Origin of the sequence: Streptococcus parasanguinis (assembly GCF_000963275.1) — a bacterium.
Taxonomy (GTDB): Bacteria; Bacillota; Bacilli; order Lactobacillales; family Streptococcaceae; genus Streptococcus; species Streptococcus parasanguinis_B.
Genome location: NZ_JYOW01000001.1, coordinates 427,788 through 446,172, shown reverse-complemented (window position 1 = coordinate 446,172; position 18,385 = coordinate 427,788). Strand labels below are relative to the sequence as shown.

Here is an 18,385-nt window from a genome sequence, read left to right as displayed (position 1 = left end):
AAGATTCTACTGAAAATAACAAGAATTATCAGAAAGAGAAAACGGTTTCTTTTTAAAAAGTTTTTTTCTTTTCATAAAAGGCTTATTTCCGTTTAAAGGAGCCCATAATTAGCTTAGCGATCTCACGCGCAATCGTCCGGAATAAGGAACTTAAGAAGGAATCTTTCGCCTTTTCAAGACTGGATTTTCTTGGACGACCCGGACTACGTTTTTGAGCCGCCTTATCTGCTGCAGCCTCTTCCTTTTCTGCTTCTTTTTGCTCTTTTTCTTTTGCTTCCTTGCTTGCTTTAGCTGCTAATTTTTCATAGGCAGATTCTCGATCAATCGTCGTCGCATACTTTTGATGGAAAGGCGATGTCGTGATCAAGGCCAATTGTTCACTCTCATTTAAGAGGTCAAAACTCGATTGAGGAGAGAGAATATAAGCACGCTCAACCACACTAGGCTGCCCCTTTTCATTCAGGAAAGAAACCAAGGCTTCCCCTGTCCCTAATTCTGTGATCACTGTTTCTGTATCAAAATCTGGATTCGGACGAAAACTTTGGGCAGCAACCTTAATTGCCTTCATTTCTTTGGGTGTATAAGCTCGAAGCGCATGCTGAACACGATTTCCAAGCTGTGCCAAAACAGATTCTGGAAGGTCTTGAGGATTTTGGGTAATAAAGTAAATCCCTACACCCTTCGAACGAATTAGGCGTACCACTTGCTCAACCTTCTCAAGAAAGAGCTTGCTTGCATCCTTAAAGAGGAGATGCGCTTCATCAAAGAAGAAGACCAATTTTGGCTTTTCAGGATCCCCAACCTCTGGAAGTGTTTCAAAAAGACGAGACAGCATCCAAATCAAAAAGGTTGAGTACAATTTTGGTGAATGAAAGAGCTTTGTAGCCGAAAGAATATTGATATATCCACGACCAGATGCATCGAGTTGCATGAAATCATTTAAATCAAGTGCTGGCTCTCCGAAAAACTGATCTGCTCCTTCTTCTTCAAGAACCAAGAGACTTCTTTGGATGGCTCCGACAGATTGTTTGGTGATATTGCCATATTGGGCTGAATAGTCTGAACTGTGCTCATAGACTTCCTTTAAAAGGCTTTGTAGGTCCTTCAAATCAATCAAGGGCCAATCTTTCTCTTGGGCCACTTTAAAGACAATTGCGAGAATTCCTGATTGGGTTTCATTCAAATCAAGCAGACGAGAAAGAAGCAATGACCCCATCCCTTCGACAGTCGCCCGAACAGGATGACCAGCTTGGCCAAAGACGTCCCACAATCGAACAGGGAAAGCTTGTGGCTCAAACGGATCTGTGATTCCAAGAAGCTTGTAGCGTTCTTCCAGTTTTGGCGTCCATTGCCCGGCTTTGGCTAAGCCAGATAAATCTCCCTTGATATCGGCTAGAAAGACCGGAATACCTTCTTTGCTTAATTTTTCTGTTAGGACCTTGAGAGTAACCGTTTTTCCTGTTCCTGTTGCACCTGCAATCAAACCATGACGATTCAACATCCGCAAATAGATAGGCGTCTCAACGGCTCCTTTAGTAATGGTAATACTAGTCATTTCATTTCTCCCTGAATGTTTCAGTTTTCATTTTAAGGTTTATCTTTTCCTTGCCTAGGCCCTTCAAACCAGGCTTCAGACAAGTAAGACACACTCCTACTAGTGTATCATTTTCCTGACCAAACGCAAGAAATTATACTCCGATTTTTCGGATGCAAATAAAAAAATCTATAAGAGCCAATACTTACTCTTATAGATTCCTTCATTTTATTATTTTGCTGCTGCAAACAATTCATTCACTTTATTCCAGTTAATCACTGAGAAGAAAGCTTTGATATAGTCAGGACGTACGTTACGGTATTTTACATAGTAGGCATGTTCCCAAACATCCAAACCAAGGATTGGTGTTTTACCTTCAGAGATTGGTGTATCTTGGTTTGCTGTTGAAGTTACTTCGAGTTTGCCTTCTTTGTTAACAACCAACCATGCCCAGCCAGAACCAAAACGTGTCGTTGCTGCTGCTGTGAAGGCTGCTTTGAAGTCTTCAAATGAACCAAATGTAGCATCAATCGCTGCAGCAAGTTCTGCTGAAGGAGCTGTTTGTTCTGGAGTCATCAATTCCCAGAAAAGAGCGTGGTTCAAATGACCACCACCATTGTTGATCACAGCTTGGCGAATATCAGCTGGAATGGATTCAACATCAGCTAACAAGCTTTCAAGGTCTTCTCCAATTTCAGGATGTTTTTCAAGAGCTGCATTCACATTGTTTACATATGTTTGATGGTGTTTATCATGGTGCAAATGCATGGTTTCTTCATCGATATAAGGTTCCAATGCATCATAAGCATATGGTAATTCTGGTAAAATGATAGCCATTTTATGGTCCTCTTTTCTTTATTACTGACTTGATGATAACGTAAACAGCTAAATTATTCAACTAATCTGCTTGCGATTTCATTCATCGTTAGACGCTATTCGCTACTTTCAACAGGGCCAAATCAAATAAGTAGTCTTTTTCATATGTTCCACTTTTAATTGCATAATCCGTCTCGATGAAGGTCATCATAGCCTGCTTCAAAAAGGACAGGGAAAGCCTGCGGCTATCCCGTAAGGCAAACTTCACCTGGTAAGGATTGACCTTGCGTCCTGACAACTCCGACAAGCTCGCTACAATTTGGCTTTCGGATTGGCCTTCTTCTGAGAAAATTTTAACTTGAGAAAACATTCGGAATTGACCCAACAAAATAGCGATTAATTTTATTTCATCTTCTCCTTGTAAGCGGAGATCCTTAACCAAATTCCGGGCTTGATCGATTTGGCGTTTGAGAATCATCTGTGTCAGATCAAAAATATTATCTTGCAAGGACTTTGGAACAACCTCCTCGATATCTTGGAGGGTAATCTGACCATCTTCTTTATAAGCCTGCAACAGAGCGAGATTCTTCTGTAACTCTCCAAAATCATAGCCAGATTTTAAGAGTAGCTGGTCCAAGGAATCGCCCACAAAGTGTAAGCCCAATTCTTGGGCCTGACTAGAAAAATAACGCTTTAAATCTTGCTCTTTAGGTGTTGTTGCTTCAACGATCTGGGCATCCCGTTTTAGGAGTTTGACCAAGCGACGCTTACTATCTAATTTTCCTTCAGCAAATATCACCAAACGGGTTGATTCAGAAGGATTTTCCAGATAATTTTCAAATTGCTTCAGATCTTCATCGGTTAAATTGCGTTTCTTGGCAGTGGTCAGATCCAATAAGTGATCCAAAATCACGATTTTTTCATCTGCAAAAAAGGGAAGACTGACCAAATCCAGTTCGACCTCAGCATAGGAGGCTTCCTTCATATCAAAATAAGAATAATTCAAATCTGAGGGATCATAGCCTATTTTTTTTAAAATGTCTTTTTTTAACCATTCAAATTGACCTACATCCTCACCCGTCAAGACAAGAATAGGAGGCAGAGTTTGAACCGTCAGATGTTTAGTGTCGGTAATTGCTTGCATGAAACTCTCTTATCTTTTATCAGTTTAGTGGATTTCGTGTTCAGCAGCCATCTTTTGTTCCAATGGTGGTTTTTCATCAGACAAATCAGGTGCTGCTACAAAATTTGGAATTTGCTCAAAGGAGTTGCCTCCAAAGCTCCCCCCTGTCGCTGTGACCTGTGGTTCAGAAGCCACTCCCATAGGAGTTTCTACTGGTTGTGGGAAGGTGTTTTTCCCTGGAAGCATCATGAGAATCAAGAGAGAAATAACTGTAATCCCCCAAAGAAATAGGAAAATATCTAGCCCCGTCAACAAATAGAGCAGAACCGGACCAAGATTCAAAAAGATCCAAGACCAATGGATTCCCGCATCCCGCAAGCGACGTACACAAATGGCTTGACTGGGTACTAAAATGAGGAAGTAAAAGAATGCTAAGAAAGCGAGCGCCCATAAACCTGTCTTAGAATGAACAGTTGAAAAATTGAGCGTTTCTTTAGCATTTTGATGGGATAAAGAGGTCACGATGTAAAAAACCCAAAGAGGCAACGAAATCAGGGAATTCCAGAAAAAAGCTAGCCAAAAATGGGCCCGACTGGTCTTACTTGAAAAATCTGCATACTGTATCCAAAATTGCTTAAATGCGTTCATACAATTCTACCTTTACATTGATTTCACTTTCTATAATAGCAATTTTCAGCATAGAAAGCAAACCTCTCCTCGTCTCTATCGGACTGTTTCTACCCTCCAATGGTTCCATCCAATCAAGCGAATCGCTCCCCTTTCATCGGTACGAAGATAAGAAATAGAGCGTTCCTCTAGACGATCGAGCAATTCTTTGTGAGGATGCTGGTAGCGATTTTTCTTTCCAACAGAGATCAAGGCCAACTGAGGATGTAACTGATCTAAAAACACATCACTAGAGGAACCTTTAGAACCGTGGTGGCCTACTTTCAAGACATCTACTTGTAATTGTGGATCGTTTTTCAATAGTTTTTTCTCTCCAGCTTCTTCCAAATCACCCGTGAACAAAAATCGTTTCTGATAGAACTGCCCATAGAGGACAATCGAATCATCATTTTTACCATCCCCCACTTCATCAGGGGATAAGACTTCTAGATGATGATCAAAAATAGGAAGTTGATCCCCTCTCTGGACTACTTTAATCGGACTATGAAGCTGTTTCAATTTCTCTCGAAATTGAGAATTGGTGAGACTGCCTGGACTGACATACACTTTTTTAACCGGGATTTGTTTGGCAACCTCCACCATATCGCCCATATGGTCCTGGTCTGTATGAGTCAAGACCAAAGCATCGAGTTTTCCAACACCTCGACTCTTGAGATAGGGAATCAAGGTTTGATCCGCATTGGCAGATTGACTGCGCTCTTGCCACTTTTCTCCACTTTTAAAAGTGACACGTCCTCCGACATCAATCAATATGGTTCTTCCTTTCCAATCGCGTAAAAAGATACTGTCTCCTTGACCGATATCCACCATGGTAATCTCATTTTCTAAAGGATGCTTGGTCCAACAAAAGATGAGTAGAATCATGCCTATTAACAGGAAACGAAGTTTTTTTTGCTTTCGAAGATCATACAAGATCCCTAAAAGAAGGAAGAGAGCGATCAGAGCTGGTCCCGTCGGCTGACCAAATACCAAAGGTAGCGACGTGAGCTTTGAAATCCAACGAATACACTCCTCTATGAGAAGAAAGAAACTGTTAAAAATTGTAAGGGGCTTTAGAATCGATAAGATAAATAGCACCGTTAAACCTGGAAGAAGGACAAGGTCAAATAAGAAAGAAAAGAGGAAGGTTAAAGGGAATGACCAGGGTTGAAAGACACTAAAGTAATAGGTCAAAAGGGGCAAAATCCCCAGGCTAATCCAGAAACTTTCCACTAGTAGCTTTTTAAGTCCGGAATAAGAACTGGTATCTACCAAGGTCAAAATAAAGGCGTAGGCACAACTCAAGACCCCTCCAGCTGTCAGGAGAAACTTGGGCACAAGCAACATTAAGATCATCAAGGTCATCGCCATATTCTCCATCCCTCGGACCCCCTTTTGAGAGAGGATCTTCTGCAAGAGGCTACGAACCACTGAAACAGAAAAACCTGTCAAGCCAGCATAGACCAAAGAAATTGGAAGCATCCAGATATCGACTGTCTCTTGCAAGATTCCTAGACGTAAGAGAGCTTTCCGGATCCCATTGATGAAAAAGCCAACCTGCATCCCAGATAAGGCGAACAAATGGATGATTCCTAAACTCGTGTAAAGCTGGTCCATCTCTTCAAAATCCGTATCTAAATAGCCAAAAAGAAGGCCGGTCATATACTGGTTCATCGGTTGCGGAAAGTGCTCCTTGCTCCAAACAATGGCTTGGCGCCTCCATTGAGATAGGCAATCGAAAACATTCCAAGTCTGTATAGGAAGTGCGGATTGGATCGCTTCAATTTTTATTTGATAGTGAATCCCCTGTGTTTCCAAATAAGACCGATAGTCAAATCCTCTAAAATTTCGCTGCCCTTCTGGCTCTTCTATAGCACCTTTATATGTCAACTCCAGCAAGTGGGTTTGACTTTGCCACTGCTGTTTTTCTTTTTCTGATTTTAAAGTGTAGAAGACTTGGTAGGTCCTTCCCTGATTTTTAGCACGAAAAGACAGGGCGTCCCCATTGATCTTGATGCTATCTGGAATCAGACGTAAGTGGGATGGGGGCTGACTTTCTGCTTGTACTGGATGATCCTGTAGTCGCTGAAAGACAAAGAAGACCGCAAAACAAAGTGTTGCTAAACCAAGACATAGCAAACTTGAGCGCTCCCCTTTATAGTGATGAACCGCTAAAACTCCCACTACTACTAGACCGCTGATCGAAAGCCAAGATGGTTGATAGATACTAAAATACAGCCATAGAAGCAAAAAGGCGAGATGGACAAGCGAAAAAGGAAGGTTTTTAATCCACCGTGAAAGCATCTCTTAGTTTCTCCAGTGTTTTCTCTCCGATTCCTGAAACATTTTTTAGATCATCCACTGATCGAAAAGGACCATTTGCTTCGCGATAGGCGATAATGTCCTGGGCACGTTTCTGTCCAATGCCCGATACTGTCTGGAGCTCTGATTCGGTTGCTCGATTTAAATGGACCTTGCCTGTTTTTTCTGCTGGTGCTGACGCAGTTACAGAACTTTCTGAACTTCCAAGTGCTGGAACATCCTCCCCTTCTTTAGCAACATAGATCACTGCTTCATCGGAGAGTTTTTGCGCCAAGTTGACCGATTGGCTATTGGCATCTGCTGTCATCCCGCCTGCCTTATAAATAGCATCGTGGACTCTGCTATTGGAGCGCAACTCATAGACACCTGGTTGTTTGACAGCTCCTTTGACATCGACCGTAATGATCTCGGGTGCATCAGACACAGAAGTCGCCGTCTTTTCTTCTTTAGAACTATTAGTCTGCACCTTTTCTTTGCTCGAAGTTGAACTAGAAGCCTGATAAAGATCCGGTATGGTGGATGCACTTGACTGAGGTCGATGAAAAAGAAAATACCCTCCAAGTAAGAGTCCGATAGCTGTAAGAGCCAAAAAGAGCTTATATTCTTTGATTTTTTCAATGATATCCTCCATAAGAAACCTCCTCTCACTTTTATTATTCGTAAAAATAAAAAAAACTGAGAGAAACTCTCAGTTTTTTTACTTGTTTTTCCGATGTTTGTCTGGATCCCATACAAAGCTTGCCAGGTAACTAAAGAGCAAGGTTAAGATGCCCACGACTAAGACAAGGGGAATCAAAAGGATTTTTAACAAGCGAATCAAGATAAAAGGTTTTGTTGGGGTGTTGATCGCTTGTGCTTCCGCATCCAAGCGATCAAACTCCTCTTGGATACGGCGAGCAACCTCTGCCACTCCTTCGTCATTCATCTTTTTAATATCCGAAATATCAATGGGATGTCCAAAGTTCATATCAATGCGTTCACCTGTTGCCAACCCTTTCAAGTCTCTTGGACCAGTATAAGTCACTGGCATGATACGGACCTTCGCCATTTTGGCAATGATGGCAACACCGCCTTTGACGTCTTGAGAATGACGACTTCCACTTGGGAACATAATCAAAGAACGGTTGCTCTTTTTCAGCATATTGACAGGATACTTAATGGCTTCTGCTCCTGGATTTTCACGGTCGATCGGAAAAGCCCCACACATGCGAATCCACCAGCCAAAAATACGATTGGTGAAGAGCTCTTTTTTCGCCATAAAGATAAACTGCTTTGGCTTGGTCGCAAAGGCCATATAGACCGGATCCCACCAAGTCCGGTGAGGCGATACCAAGATGTAGTTCTCTTCCCGATCTGGAATATTGTCCTTATGATGGTAATGGGCATTCCCATTTAAAACCCAAAGAATAAAGGCAACAAGGCCACGTAAATAGGTATAAAACATAGTTGTTCCTCAAATCCATTTCATTCGTCTCTCTACAAGATATTCCATCCTGTAAAAGGTTCTTTCTTATTATACCGTATCCTGATTTTGACCGCAAACCTTTTTTAGATAAAAAATGTCTCAGCGGACCGATTCTAGATAGTCTTTTTCTCAAAAAAATGATATCATATTGTCTATGGAAACTATTGATTTAAAGGGCTTGTCCCTCAGTGAAGTCCGCAAGAAAATGGATCGCGGACAAACCAATGATTTTACAACGAATACAAGTACCAGCACCTGGCAAATTATCAAGCGCAACGTCTTCACCTTGTTTAATACCTTAAACTTTGTGATTGCTGTGGCCTTGGCTGCTGTACAGGCCTGGAGCAATATGATCTTTTTCGCAGTCATTTGCTTCAATGCCATTACAGGGATCATGACCGAGATGCGCGCCAAGCGGATGATTGATAAACTCAATCTCATGAGTCGTGAGCTAGTGACTGTCATTCGAGACGGGGAAAAAGATGCGATTCCACCAGAAAAGCTTGTTCTGGGTGATTTAATGCTCTTATCTTCAGGTGAGCAGATCCCTAGTGATGCCGAAGTCATGTCTGGTATTGCAGAAGCCAATGAGGCTATGCTGACTGGTGAGAGTGATCTGGTCTTAAAAGAAGTTGGCGATGAACTGCTTTCTGGTAGTTATATTGCCAGTGGTCAAGTCTATGCCCGTGTCAAGCGGGTTGGAGCAAACAACTATGCCAACAAACTGATGATGGAAGCTAAAACCCTGAAGCCTATCAATTCGCGTATTCTTTATAACTTAGCGAAAATTTCTAGCTTCACTGGTAAAATTATCATCCCATTTGGCCTTGCCCTCTTCTTTGAAGCACTGTTGATCAAGATGCTGCCAATCAAAGATTCTGTCGTGAATTCTTCCACAGCTCTCTTGGGAATGTTGCCAAAGGGGATCGCTTTACTGACAGTTACGTCTCTTTTGACAGCGGTTATTAAGCTCGGTATGCGCAAGGTTCTTGTCCAAGAAATGTACTCAGTAGAAACCTTGGCGCGTGTGGATACCTTGTGTCTTGATAAGACCGGTACCATCACTCAAGGGAAGATGACAGTCGAATCTCTCCATAGTTTATCTGATCATTTTTCGGAACAGACGATCCAGGTCATCCTCTCTGCCTACATGCAATATAGCGAGGACACCAATCCTACTGCTCAAGCTATTCGCAAGGCTTATGGGGAGTTGGAGCATGCTTATACTGCGGAAAACATTATTCCTTTCTCAAGTGATCGGAAATGGGGAGCCATGCACCTATCCAACCTTGGAACCGTCTTTCTCGGTGCTCCTGAAATGCTCCTTAAAGAAAATCCGGCTGCTGTCGTCGAAGCACAAGCCCGTGGATCGCGGGTGCTCGTCTTGGCTCACAGTTCAGAACTGATCAGCATGCAGGAATTGAAACTGCCTGAAAATCTTGAAGGGATTGCCGTTATTGAGATTACAGACCCCATTCGTGAAGGGGCTTCAGATACTCTTGAGTATTTGCGCTCTCAAGGAGTGGATCTCAAAATCATCTCCGGTGATAACCCTGTGACGGTCTCTTATATCGCTCAACAAGCTGGCTTCAAAAATTATGAGAACTACATCGATTGTTCAAAAATTTCTGATGATCAATTAGTGGATCAAGCAGAAGAAACAGCTATCTTTGGGCGCGTGTCTCCTCACCAGAAAAAACTGCTTATCCAAACCTTGAAAGCAGCTGGTCGGACGACTGCTATGACAGGAGATGGGGTCAATGATATCCTTGCTCTTCGTGAAGCAGACTGCTCCATCGTGATGGCAGAGGGAGATCCAGCAACTCGTCAAATTGCCAATATTGTTCTTTTAAACTCTGACTTTAATGACGTTCCAGAAATTCTTTTTGAAGGCCGTCGTGTGGTGAATAACATTGGACGAATCGCTCCAATCTTCTTTATCAAAACGATCTATTCCTTCCTCTTGGCTATCATCTGTATTGCCAGTGCTCTCTTCTTTAACGTCAACTATTTGCTGATTTTCCCTTTCATTCCTATTCAAATCACCCTGATCGACCAATTCGTCGAAGGATTCCCACCATTTGTGTTGACCTTTGAACGCAATATCAAACCGGTTGAAAAACACTTCTTGAGACGTTCCCTTCTGTTAGCCTTACCAAGCGCCTTGATGGTCGTCTTTAGTGTCTTGTTCATTCGCCTTTGGGGAGCAAGCCATGGTTGGTCTGCAGCCGATATGTCTACTGTATCCTACTACTTACTTGGATCCATCGGTTTCCTATCCGTTATCCGTGCTTGCCTGCCACTAAATATCTGGCGGGCCCTCCTCATCATCTTCTCTGTAGTAGGATTCTACGCATCTGCGGTCGTGTTGAAAAACTTGATCGAGATTTCCCTCCTTACAACCACTACTTTCCCAGTTTATCTGGCATTGATGGCTATCTTTACAGGAGTCTTTATCCTCACTACGATTCTCCAAAAATATGAATTTGATTAAAAAAAGAGGCTGGAACAAAAGTCCTAGCCTCTCAATTATTTTTGGATTGTCGATCAAGACGCAGTGGTTGAGTGGGCTCTACTACGCTGATTTCATCAGCTTTAACAGCCCTACTCAACTGTGCGGAGGTGGGACGACGAAATCGAATTCTTACGAATTACCGATTTCTGTCTCACTCTCTTTTTATGTTTTATCGATCTTTCCCCAAGCTTCTTTTCATGCTATAATAGAGCCATGACAGATATCGAATTAAAAGACGGCGAGCGCGTCAATCAACTCTTTTCAAGTGATGTGAAAATCATACAAAATCGGGAAGTCTTTAGTTACTCCGTGGATAGCGTCCTGCTCTCGCGCTTTCCAAAATTGCCCAAGCGGGGCTTGATCGTAGATCTCTGCGCTGGAAATGGGGCCGTGGGACTTTTTGCGAGTACTCGTACAGAGTCCCAGATCATTGGTGTCGAAATACAGGAACGTCTAGCGGATATGGCAACCCGCTCCATTGATCTCAATGGCTTGAACCAGCAAATGTCCATGATCACCGATGACCTCAAGCATTTGCCTCAACATATCGGGGGGAGTAAGGTGGATATTATCCTCTGCAATCCTCCTTATTTCAAGGTAGATGAGCATTCCAATCTCAATGAGAGTGAACACTACCTCTTAGCTCGGCATGAAATTACCACCAATTTAGATGAGATTTGCCATGTGGCCCAGCGAGTTCTCAAATCAAATGGTCGCTTAGCGATGGTCCATCGTCCAGATCGCTTTTTAGATATCATCGAAACCATGAAGCGTTACAATCTTGCACCTAAGCGGATCCAGTTTGTCTATCCCAAAGTGACCAAAGAGGCGAATATGTTATTGATTGAGGCGATCAAAGATGGCTCACTGGATGGTTTAAAAATTCTGCCTCCCCTCTTTATTCACAATGAAGACGGCAGCTATACAGACGAGATTCATGAGATCTACTATGGAAACTAAGGCTTACATGTATGTCCTAGAGTGTGCGGATGGCTCCCTCTACACTGGCTACACCACAGATGTCGAAAAACGCCTAAAGACTCACAATGCTGGAAAAGGCGCCAAATACACACGGGCTCGCCTCCCCGTTAAACTTCTTTACCAAGAATCCTATCCAGATAAACCCTCTGCTATGTCTGCCGAGTCTCTCTTTAAAAAGAAATCGCGCCAAGCAAAGCTAAACTATATCAAAAAGAACCGTCGGACTCCATAGTCCAACGGTTTTTCATTTACAAAATGGTGATACGGTACTGGTGACTCCGTGTTTCTTGAGGAGCCAACTGGATCACACCTTTTTTATCTTCGAAGAAATCGCCCTCTTCTGCAGATGTGGAAATACCCGTCCAAGGCTCCAAGGCAATGAAAGGCCCCTTGTTATTGGTAGACCAAAGGACGAGATTCTCAAAATCTGCAAAGGCAAATTCCAAACCTTTACCAGATTTTTTCGAGAGGAGCTGCACAGATTTAGAGGCTAACTGATCTAAAATAATGGCGTCTTTTTCAAACAGTTCATGGCGCAAAGGTAGGCTACGGCTATGGTCTAAAAATGGCGTCCGCTGCAGGCGATCAACCAAACCGGTTTCTGTGAACAAGAGAGGAACGCTACAGCTTTCTTCTTTTTCAAAAATCAACTCGTAGTCTTCATAGTCTTCATCTGCTAAAAGGGGACAACGAAAGGCTGGATGCCCTCCAATGAAATAAGGCATGACTTGATCTGACTCTAAATTTTGCACGCGATACGTGATGGTGATCTCTTTCCCTTTCAATTCATAATCGATTTCCACTCGAAAATGGTAGGGATAATTTTGTAAGCTCTCGTCGTTTGAGGTGATTTCAAAGACAAGACGATGGTCTGTTTGTTCTTTGAGTTCAAACTCTCTCTTGCGAATGAGGCCGTGTCTTGGAAGCTGGCCTGTCTTCACTCCATCTTTTAGATGATACTGTACTTGGCCATTACGAACACTCCCGCAAATCGGAAACAGAACCGGCGCTTGTCCTGACCAATACTCTGGATCCCCCTGCCAGAGATATTCTATGCCTTCTTTATTACGAATGGAGCTCAATTCCCCTCCAAATGTCTTACATTGTACTTCTAGATCATCGTTTTTTAATGCAATCACCATGGACGCCACCTCTTTATGATTAATATAGTTATTATATTCATTATAACCTTTTAGCTAAGATTGTCAATTTTTATCTTTTTCGTTAAAAATTTTTAAAAATATAAGAAAAAAACCTTGACAAAGCTTAGAAATAATTGTAAACTTAATATGTTAACAGAAACATTCCGTTTTAGGAATCCGTTCTTTCTGTTTTCTGACTTTTTTAGGATGCTCCTTATCATGATACATTTTTCTAAAAGAGTCAGTTATCATTTAGGTCTCCTTATAAATATACAAGGGTTAACAGCTAGTTAACCCTTGTATTTTTGATTTTCATTAAAAAGACGGCCTATTGCTAGACCGTCTTTAGGACTTATTTATCCCCTTTGTTGCGGATGACAAATCCATTTTTCTTTTCATTAGAAGTACGATGAGGACGTTTGTTGCCTTTACCTTCAAAGTCTCGGCTATTTTTATTGGACTTGCGTTTGAAATCACGGCGTCCACCTTCACGGTCATCTCTGCGATTTCGGTCACGGCGTTGGTCTCCACGACGGCCATTCCCACGGCCACCTTTTCCTTTTCCACCAAAGCCACCACCGGATGGTTTAAATGGCAATGGTTTTTCACGCGCAATTTCAACTTCTGGAAGACTATCTGGATCTTGAACGGTCAAGCTCAAAATATACATAGCCAATTCTTCAGGAGTGAATTCTGCAGCCAATTTGCGAGCATCCTTGCCAAACTTCTCAAAGTTGGTCCGGATTTTTTCATCTTCAAAGTCTCGCTCAATTTTCTTCAGCGCTACTTGTTTTTTCGCTTGGAAGGCTTCTTCTGCTGTTGCAGGTTTCATTCCCTTCATCCGCTTTTTGGTCAAGTTCTCAATGATTTGCAAATAGCCCATTTCATTTGGCGATACAAAGGTAATGGATTGCCCTGTTTTCCCAGCACGACCTGTCCGTCCGATCCGGTGAACATAGCTTTCTGGATCTTGTGGAATATCGTAGTTGTAGACATGGGTAACACCTGAAATATCCAAGCCACGTGCCGCAACGTCTGTTGCTACCAAGACGTCCAAGTTCCCATTTTTAAAGTCACGTAGGACTCGGAGGCGTTTGTTTTGATCCAAATCTCCGTGAATTCCTTCTGCCCGGAAACCACGAATCTTCAAGCCACGAGTCAATTCATCGACCCGGCGTTTGGTCCGACCAAAGACGATGGCAAGTTCAGGCTGCTCGACATCCATCAATCGAGTCATGGTATCGAATTTTTCGCCTTCTTTGACACGAATATAGTATTGATCAACCAAATCGGTTGTCAATTCTTTGGCCGCAATCTTAACGTGTTCTGGCTCTTTCATAAACTGAACACCGATGCGTTTGATGGCTTCTGGCATCGTTGCTGAAAAGAGCAATGTTTGGCGTGTTTCTGGGACACGGCTAATGATGGCTTCGATATCTTCTAAGAAGCCCATGTTGAGCATTTCATCTGCTTCATCCAGGATCAAGGTTTCAATATGATCGAGCTTCAAGGCCTTGCGCTTGATCAAATCTAGCAAGCGTCCAGGTGTTCCCACAACGATGTGAGCACCTGACTTCAAAGCTTTAATTTGCTTTTCAATGCTTGATCCACCATAGACAGAGCGAACTTTAACACCCTTACTGCGTCCAAAGCGGAACAATTCTTCCTGACTTTGAACGGCCAATTCACGCGTTGGGGCAATAACAAGGGCTTGAATCACTGTGTTATTTACATCAATCTTCTCCAACGTTGGAAGACCGAAAGCAGCCGTTTTACCGGTCCCTGTTTGCGCTTGACCAATGACATCTTTTCCTTCAAGGGCCAAAGGAATGGTTTGTTCTTGGATGGGGCTCGCTTCTACAAAGCCAGCTTTTTCAATTTCTGCTAATAATTCAGCAGATAAGTTAAATTCATTGAATTTCAATTCTTTCTTCTTTCTAAAAAGTGGTGCGAAGCCACTTTATCACACTTCTTTTCAATGCGAAAACGCACTGATTGCATAGGAAGTCTCCTTCCCGGTTACCTGTCGCAAGACTCATCTAAAGGAAAACCCAATCGTTTTTTTATGGAATTCCCTTCTGCGAAAAATGTTTTCGCACTAGCGGATTTGGTTGATTAAAGTCGTTTTCCAAACGAAAAGACACCAAGATCCTCCTTGTGGGAGATTGACCAACATTCCTTTTCTAATTGTTCCATCTCACCAGCATTTCTCTCATACAAGTTTGCAACTTATCTAGTATAACACAATGGACGACCAAATGATAGTCAAAGGAGAATAATTTTATTTTTTAGGAAAAATTTTTAAAAACTTGAAAATAGTCAAGAGGGCAGTTTCCCCTAGATTTAGCTGACTTTCTTCTGACACCGTTCAAGAATCCCTTTAAATAGGAGTATAAAAACTTCGGAAAAACTTTTTTTGGTAGTTCTTGCGTTTTTACAAATAAATATGTATAATACAGTTAGTATCTAAAATATTTCTGTATAAAGAAATAGGATCATTTTATCTGATTCAACGATTTATTCTAAGTTCTGATTTATTTAGAACCACTCAGTACTATTAAATCTACTCCTACTATTTCCAAGAAGATTTTGTACAGTCAATGAACTATTCACACTGCCCCTTCTTTGGAGAGGAGGGCAGGTGTCTAGATGGTTCCTATTTCTCAGATTATTCTAGATACGAAGAGGCTCGGATTTCTCCAAGCCTCTTTTTTATCTTTGTTTCACAATCCACCGCATAACCTTTCCCAAAATGAGCCATAATATAAAGCTACATACGGATACATAAATCCAAGCATTGGGATCCTTTGTCATCGGAAGAGGGATATTCATTCCAAAGAAACCGGTGATAACGGCTAAAACCGCCAACAAGGCTTCAAAGATGGTTAGGGTTGTCAAATTGTCATTCAAGTTGTTGTTTAGGATATTGTTGTAAGATCCTGACAACTGTTGCAAGACATTGGAAATCAACTCAGTCATCGAAGCCAACTGACGCGCTTCGATCATGGCATCATCAAACTGCTCTTTTTCAACATCATTCATCCTGCGATAAATGGCATGCGCTTTAATATGTTCTAGCAACATCCGATTTTGCTTGGCTGCTGCGACCAGATACACCATACCGGTCTCAAGGTCAGACAGGGCATAAAGATTCTTGGTCGTCGTTGTCTTTCGAAGCAAACGATTGAGTTCATCCTTGTGCTTATCTAAGCGATCAATAATCGGATAATAAGCATTACTGATCATTTCAAGACCTGCAAAAAGCAACTTATAGATCGACAACTCCCCATGGCTTTCCAAATAGCGAACCATTTGTTCAATGATATAGGCATTGTCCTGGTTACTGATGGTCACGAGTCGCGTATCTTGAACGATAAAGGTCATAGGGATGGTTTCGTAGTATTCCTTGTCCTTTTCTAAATCCAATACATTGTAGATAAATGTGATCGTACCGTTTTCTCGATTATAATCCATATGGGCACGTTCGTTCTTATCCATCGCGTACTCAATGGTTTCTTTGTCAATCTCGTATTTTTTATAAAGATATGAGTTTTCAGCAATCATATCCGAGTCGATATTGATCCATTTCCGATCTTGACCCAATTGTTTTTCGATAAACATTCCGTCTCCTTTCTCAACTGTTCTCTATCAAAATGATATTTTTATTTAAAAACTGCACTGGCTAATGCTTGCTGGATTTCAATGACGCTGCTGTCACTCTTGAATTGTAAAACTTCTGAAGGCTCGACTGCAGAAGAGACCCAGATTTTTAATTCGGCATCCAAATCAAAATGACCGGAAGTTTCGACTGAAAATCGAGAGATCGAGCGATAAGGAAGGGATTTGTAGGACGTTTTCTTTCCTGTTACTCCTTGCTTATCCACCAAGATCAAACGAAACTCTGTAAAGACGATTAAATCACGAATCAAGCTAAAAGCAAGTGTGACTTGCTCTCCCGGCACCAAGATATCTTCCAGATCTCTTTCTACTTTATCAACATTCTTTTGAGAGGCATTGCCCATCAAACCACTTAATAATCCCATCATTTCTCCTTTATAAGCGAAAACGGATAGATTTTCGTTTTCTTATTCTATTGTTATGGATCGATTTTGAATCGTTCCTTACCCCATCTTTTCTTCCAGCTCAACATCTGGATACTTATCCGCAAACCAGCGGAGGGCAAAGTCGTTTTCAAAGAGGAAGACAGGTTGGTCAAAGCGGTCCTTCGCCAAGATATTCCGGCTTGAAGACATGCGCTCATCTAAGTCTTCTGGTTTGATCCAGCGAACGGTCTTTTTACCCATTGGGCTCATGACCACTTCGGCATTGTATTCATTTTCCATCCGGTGCTTAAAGACTTCAAACTGAAGTTGACCAACGGCACCTAACATGTATTCACCTGTTTGGTAGTTGGTATAGAGCTGAATAGCTCCTTCTTGCACCAATTGCTCAATCCCTTTGTGGAAGGATTTTTGCTTCATGACGTTCTTAGCTGACACTTTCATGAAGATTTCAGGCGTAAAGGTTGGCAGTGGTTCAAATTCAAACTTGTTTCTGCCCACTGTCAAAGTATCTCCAACCTGATAAGTACCGGTATCGTAAACCCCGATGATGTCTCCTGCTACAGCATTGCTGACATTTTCACGGCTTTCGGCCATAAATTGAGTCACGTTAGATAACTTAGCGCCCTTACCAGTACGAGGCAGGTTGACGCTCATCCCACGCTCAAATTCGCCAGATACGATCCGCACAAAGGCGATCCGGTCGCGGTGACGAGGGTCCATATTGGCTTGGATTTTAAAGACAAAGCCTGAGAAATCCTTGTCATAAGGATCGACAAGTTCGCCATCTGTCTTCTTGTGGCCGTGTGGCTCCGGAGCAAACTTGAGGAAGGTTTCCAAGAAAGTCTGTACTCCAAAATTGGTTAAGGCTGAGCCGAAGAAGACGGGAGTCAATTCACCCGCAAGGATGGCTTCTTTTGAAAAGTCATTTCCTGCTTCTTGCAAGAGTTCGATATCGTCTTTTACTTGCTCGTAGAAAGGGTTGTTGGCAAAAAGCTTGTCTCCGTCTTCTAGACTAGCAAAACGCTCGTCTCCTTTATAGAGTTCCAAACGTTGGTTATAAAGGTCATAGAGTCCCTCAAAGGCTTTCCCCATCCCAATCGGCCAGTTCATTGGGTAACTGGCGATTCCCAAGACTTCTTCTAATTCTTGTAAGAGGTCCAGTGGCTCACGACCGTCACGGTCCAGCTTATTCATAAAGGTAAAGACGGGAATGCCACGGTGTTTCACAACCTCAAACAATTTCTTGGTTTGAGCTTCAATCCCTTTGGCAGAGTCTACCACCATGACGGCAGCGTCCACCGCCATCAAGGTCCGATAAGTATCTTCTGAGAAGTCCTCGTGCCCTGGCGTATCAAGGATATTGACCCGTTTGCCATCATAGTCGAACTGCATAACAGATGAGGTTACCGAAATCCCACGTTGCTTCTCGATATCCATCCAGTCAGATTTAGCAAAGTTTCCTGTTTTCTTCCCTTTGACAGTACCGGCTTCCCGAATCTCTCCCCCAAAGTAGAGCAACTGCTCTGTAATCGTCGTTTTACCAGCATCCGGGTGGGAGATAATGGCAAAGGTACGGCGTTTTTTAATTTCTTCTTGTACGTTCATATTCCTAATTCTTTCTCTTTTTATTTTTCTGATAAATTTACAAATTCATCTCTACATCGGATTTCTCCTCAATTTCTCTATCTGTCCTATTATAGCGAAAATAGGCACTTTTTTCAACGATGATTCTTCTTTGAAAGCAAAAAGAAAGACCA

General features: G+C 42.2%; 15 protein-coding genes. 3 read left to right on the top strand and 12 right to left on the bottom strand.

Going from position 1 to position 18,385, the window contains the following annotated elements:
- Positions 1-82: 82 nt before the first annotated feature.
- The 7 genes from TZ97_RS02265 to TZ97_RS02235 form a co-directional block, all read right to left on the bottom strand.
- Entirely contained in the window at positions 83-1,555 is a 1,473-nt protein-coding gene (locus tag TZ97_RS02265) for a helicase HerA-like domain-containing protein (protein WP_045759238.1), read from the bottom strand.
- 210 nt (positions 1,556-1,765) lie between these two features.
- Complete coding sequence (sodA, locus tag TZ97_RS02260; protein WP_003006336.1) at positions 1,766-2,371, bottom strand: superoxide dismutase SodA; 606 nt, start codon at positions 2,369-2,371, stop codon at positions 1,766-1,768.
- Positions 2,372-2,459: 88 nt separating this feature from the next.
- The gene (holA, locus tag TZ97_RS02255; protein WP_045759237.1) at positions 2,460-3,494 is read right to left on the bottom strand and encodes a DNA polymerase III subunit delta; all 1,035 of its coding nucleotides are present in this window, start codon (positions 3,492-3,494) and stop codon (positions 2,460-2,462) included.
- Between the two features lie 24 nt (positions 3,495-3,518).
- Positions 3,519-4,121: a DUF805 domain-containing protein gene (locus TZ97_RS02250; protein WP_045759236.1), complete on the bottom strand. Its 603-nt coding sequence runs from the start codon at positions 4,119-4,121 to the stop codon at positions 3,519-3,521.
- A 75-nt stretch (positions 4,122-4,196) separates the two neighbouring features.
- Complete coding sequence (locus TZ97_RS02245; protein ID WP_045759235.1) at positions 4,197-6,443, bottom strand: DNA internalization-related competence protein ComEC/Rec2; 2,247 nt, start codon at positions 6,441-6,443, stop codon at positions 4,197-4,199.
- Positions 6,424-7,092 carry a helix-hairpin-helix domain-containing protein gene (locus tag TZ97_RS02240; protein ID WP_045759234.1) on the bottom strand — a complete coding sequence of 223 codons (669 nt, stop codon included), beginning with the start codon at positions 7,090-7,092 and terminating at the stop codon, positions 6,424-6,426. Before TZ97_RS02240 ends, TZ97_RS02245 begins: the two co-directional genes overlap by 20 nt.
- Positions 7,093-7,158: 66 nt before the next feature.
- Positions 7,159-7,905, bottom strand: a complete 747-nt coding sequence (locus TZ97_RS02235; RefSeq protein ID WP_003006324.1) for a lysophospholipid acyltransferase family protein — start codon at positions 7,903-7,905, stop codon at positions 7,159-7,161.
- A gap of 175 nt (positions 7,906-8,080) precedes the next feature.
- Here TZ97_RS02235 and TZ97_RS02230 point away from each other — a divergent pair, with 175 nt between their 5' ends.
- The 3 genes from TZ97_RS02230 (at position 8,081) to TZ97_RS02215 (ending at position 11,654) form a co-directional block, all read left to right on the top strand.
- Entirely contained in the window at positions 8,081-10,420 is a 2,340-nt protein-coding gene (locus TZ97_RS02230) for a cation-translocating P-type ATPase (RefSeq protein WP_045759233.1), read from the top strand.
- A 234-nt stretch (positions 10,421-10,654) separates the two neighbouring features.
- Entirely contained in the window at positions 10,655-11,401 is a 747-nt protein-coding gene (locus TZ97_RS02220; protein WP_045759231.1) for a tRNA1(Val) (adenine(37)-N6)-methyltransferase, read from the top strand.
- Complete coding sequence (locus TZ97_RS02215) at positions 11,391-11,654, top strand: GIY-YIG nuclease family protein (RefSeq protein ID WP_045759230.1); 264 nt, start codon at positions 11,391-11,393, stop codon at positions 11,652-11,654. Before TZ97_RS02220 ends, TZ97_RS02215 begins: the two co-directional genes overlap by 11 nt.
- A gap of 16 nt (positions 11,655-11,670) precedes the next feature.
- On the opposite strand, the gene TZ97_RS02210 is transcribed toward TZ97_RS02215, so the two are convergent.
- The 5 genes from TZ97_RS02210 to TZ97_RS02190 all read right to left on the bottom strand — a co-directional run bounded on the left by TZ97_RS02210 (position 11,671) and on the right by TZ97_RS02190 (position 18,233).
- On the bottom strand, positions 11,671-12,564 hold the full coding sequence (locus TZ97_RS02210) for an aldose 1-epimerase family protein (protein WP_045759229.1): 894 nt from the start codon (positions 12,562-12,564) through the stop codon (positions 11,671-11,673).
- Between the two features lie 352 nt (positions 12,565-12,916).
- The gene (locus tag TZ97_RS02205; protein WP_045759228.1) at positions 12,917-14,488 is read right to left on the bottom strand and encodes a DEAD/DEAH box helicase; all 1,572 of its coding nucleotides are present in this window, start codon (positions 14,486-14,488) and stop codon (positions 12,917-12,919) included.
- A 788-nt stretch (positions 14,489-15,276) separates the two neighbouring features.
- The gene (locus TZ97_RS02200; protein WP_003006305.1) at positions 15,277-16,185 is read right to left on the bottom strand and encodes a magnesium transporter CorA family protein; all 909 of its coding nucleotides are present in this window, start codon (positions 16,183-16,185) and stop codon (positions 15,277-15,279) included.
- A gap of 41 nt (positions 16,186-16,226) precedes the next feature.
- Positions 16,227-16,607, bottom strand: coding sequence for a PH domain-containing protein (locus TZ97_RS02195; RefSeq protein WP_004219989.1), 381 nt, complete (start codon positions 16,605-16,607; stop codon positions 16,227-16,229).
- A gap of 78 nt (positions 16,608-16,685) precedes the next feature.
- Positions 16,686-18,233: a peptide chain release factor 3 gene (locus TZ97_RS02190; protein ID WP_045759227.1), complete on the bottom strand. Its 1,548-nt coding sequence runs from the start codon at positions 18,231-18,233 to the stop codon at positions 16,686-16,688.
- Positions 18,234-18,385 lie beyond the last annotated feature (152 nt).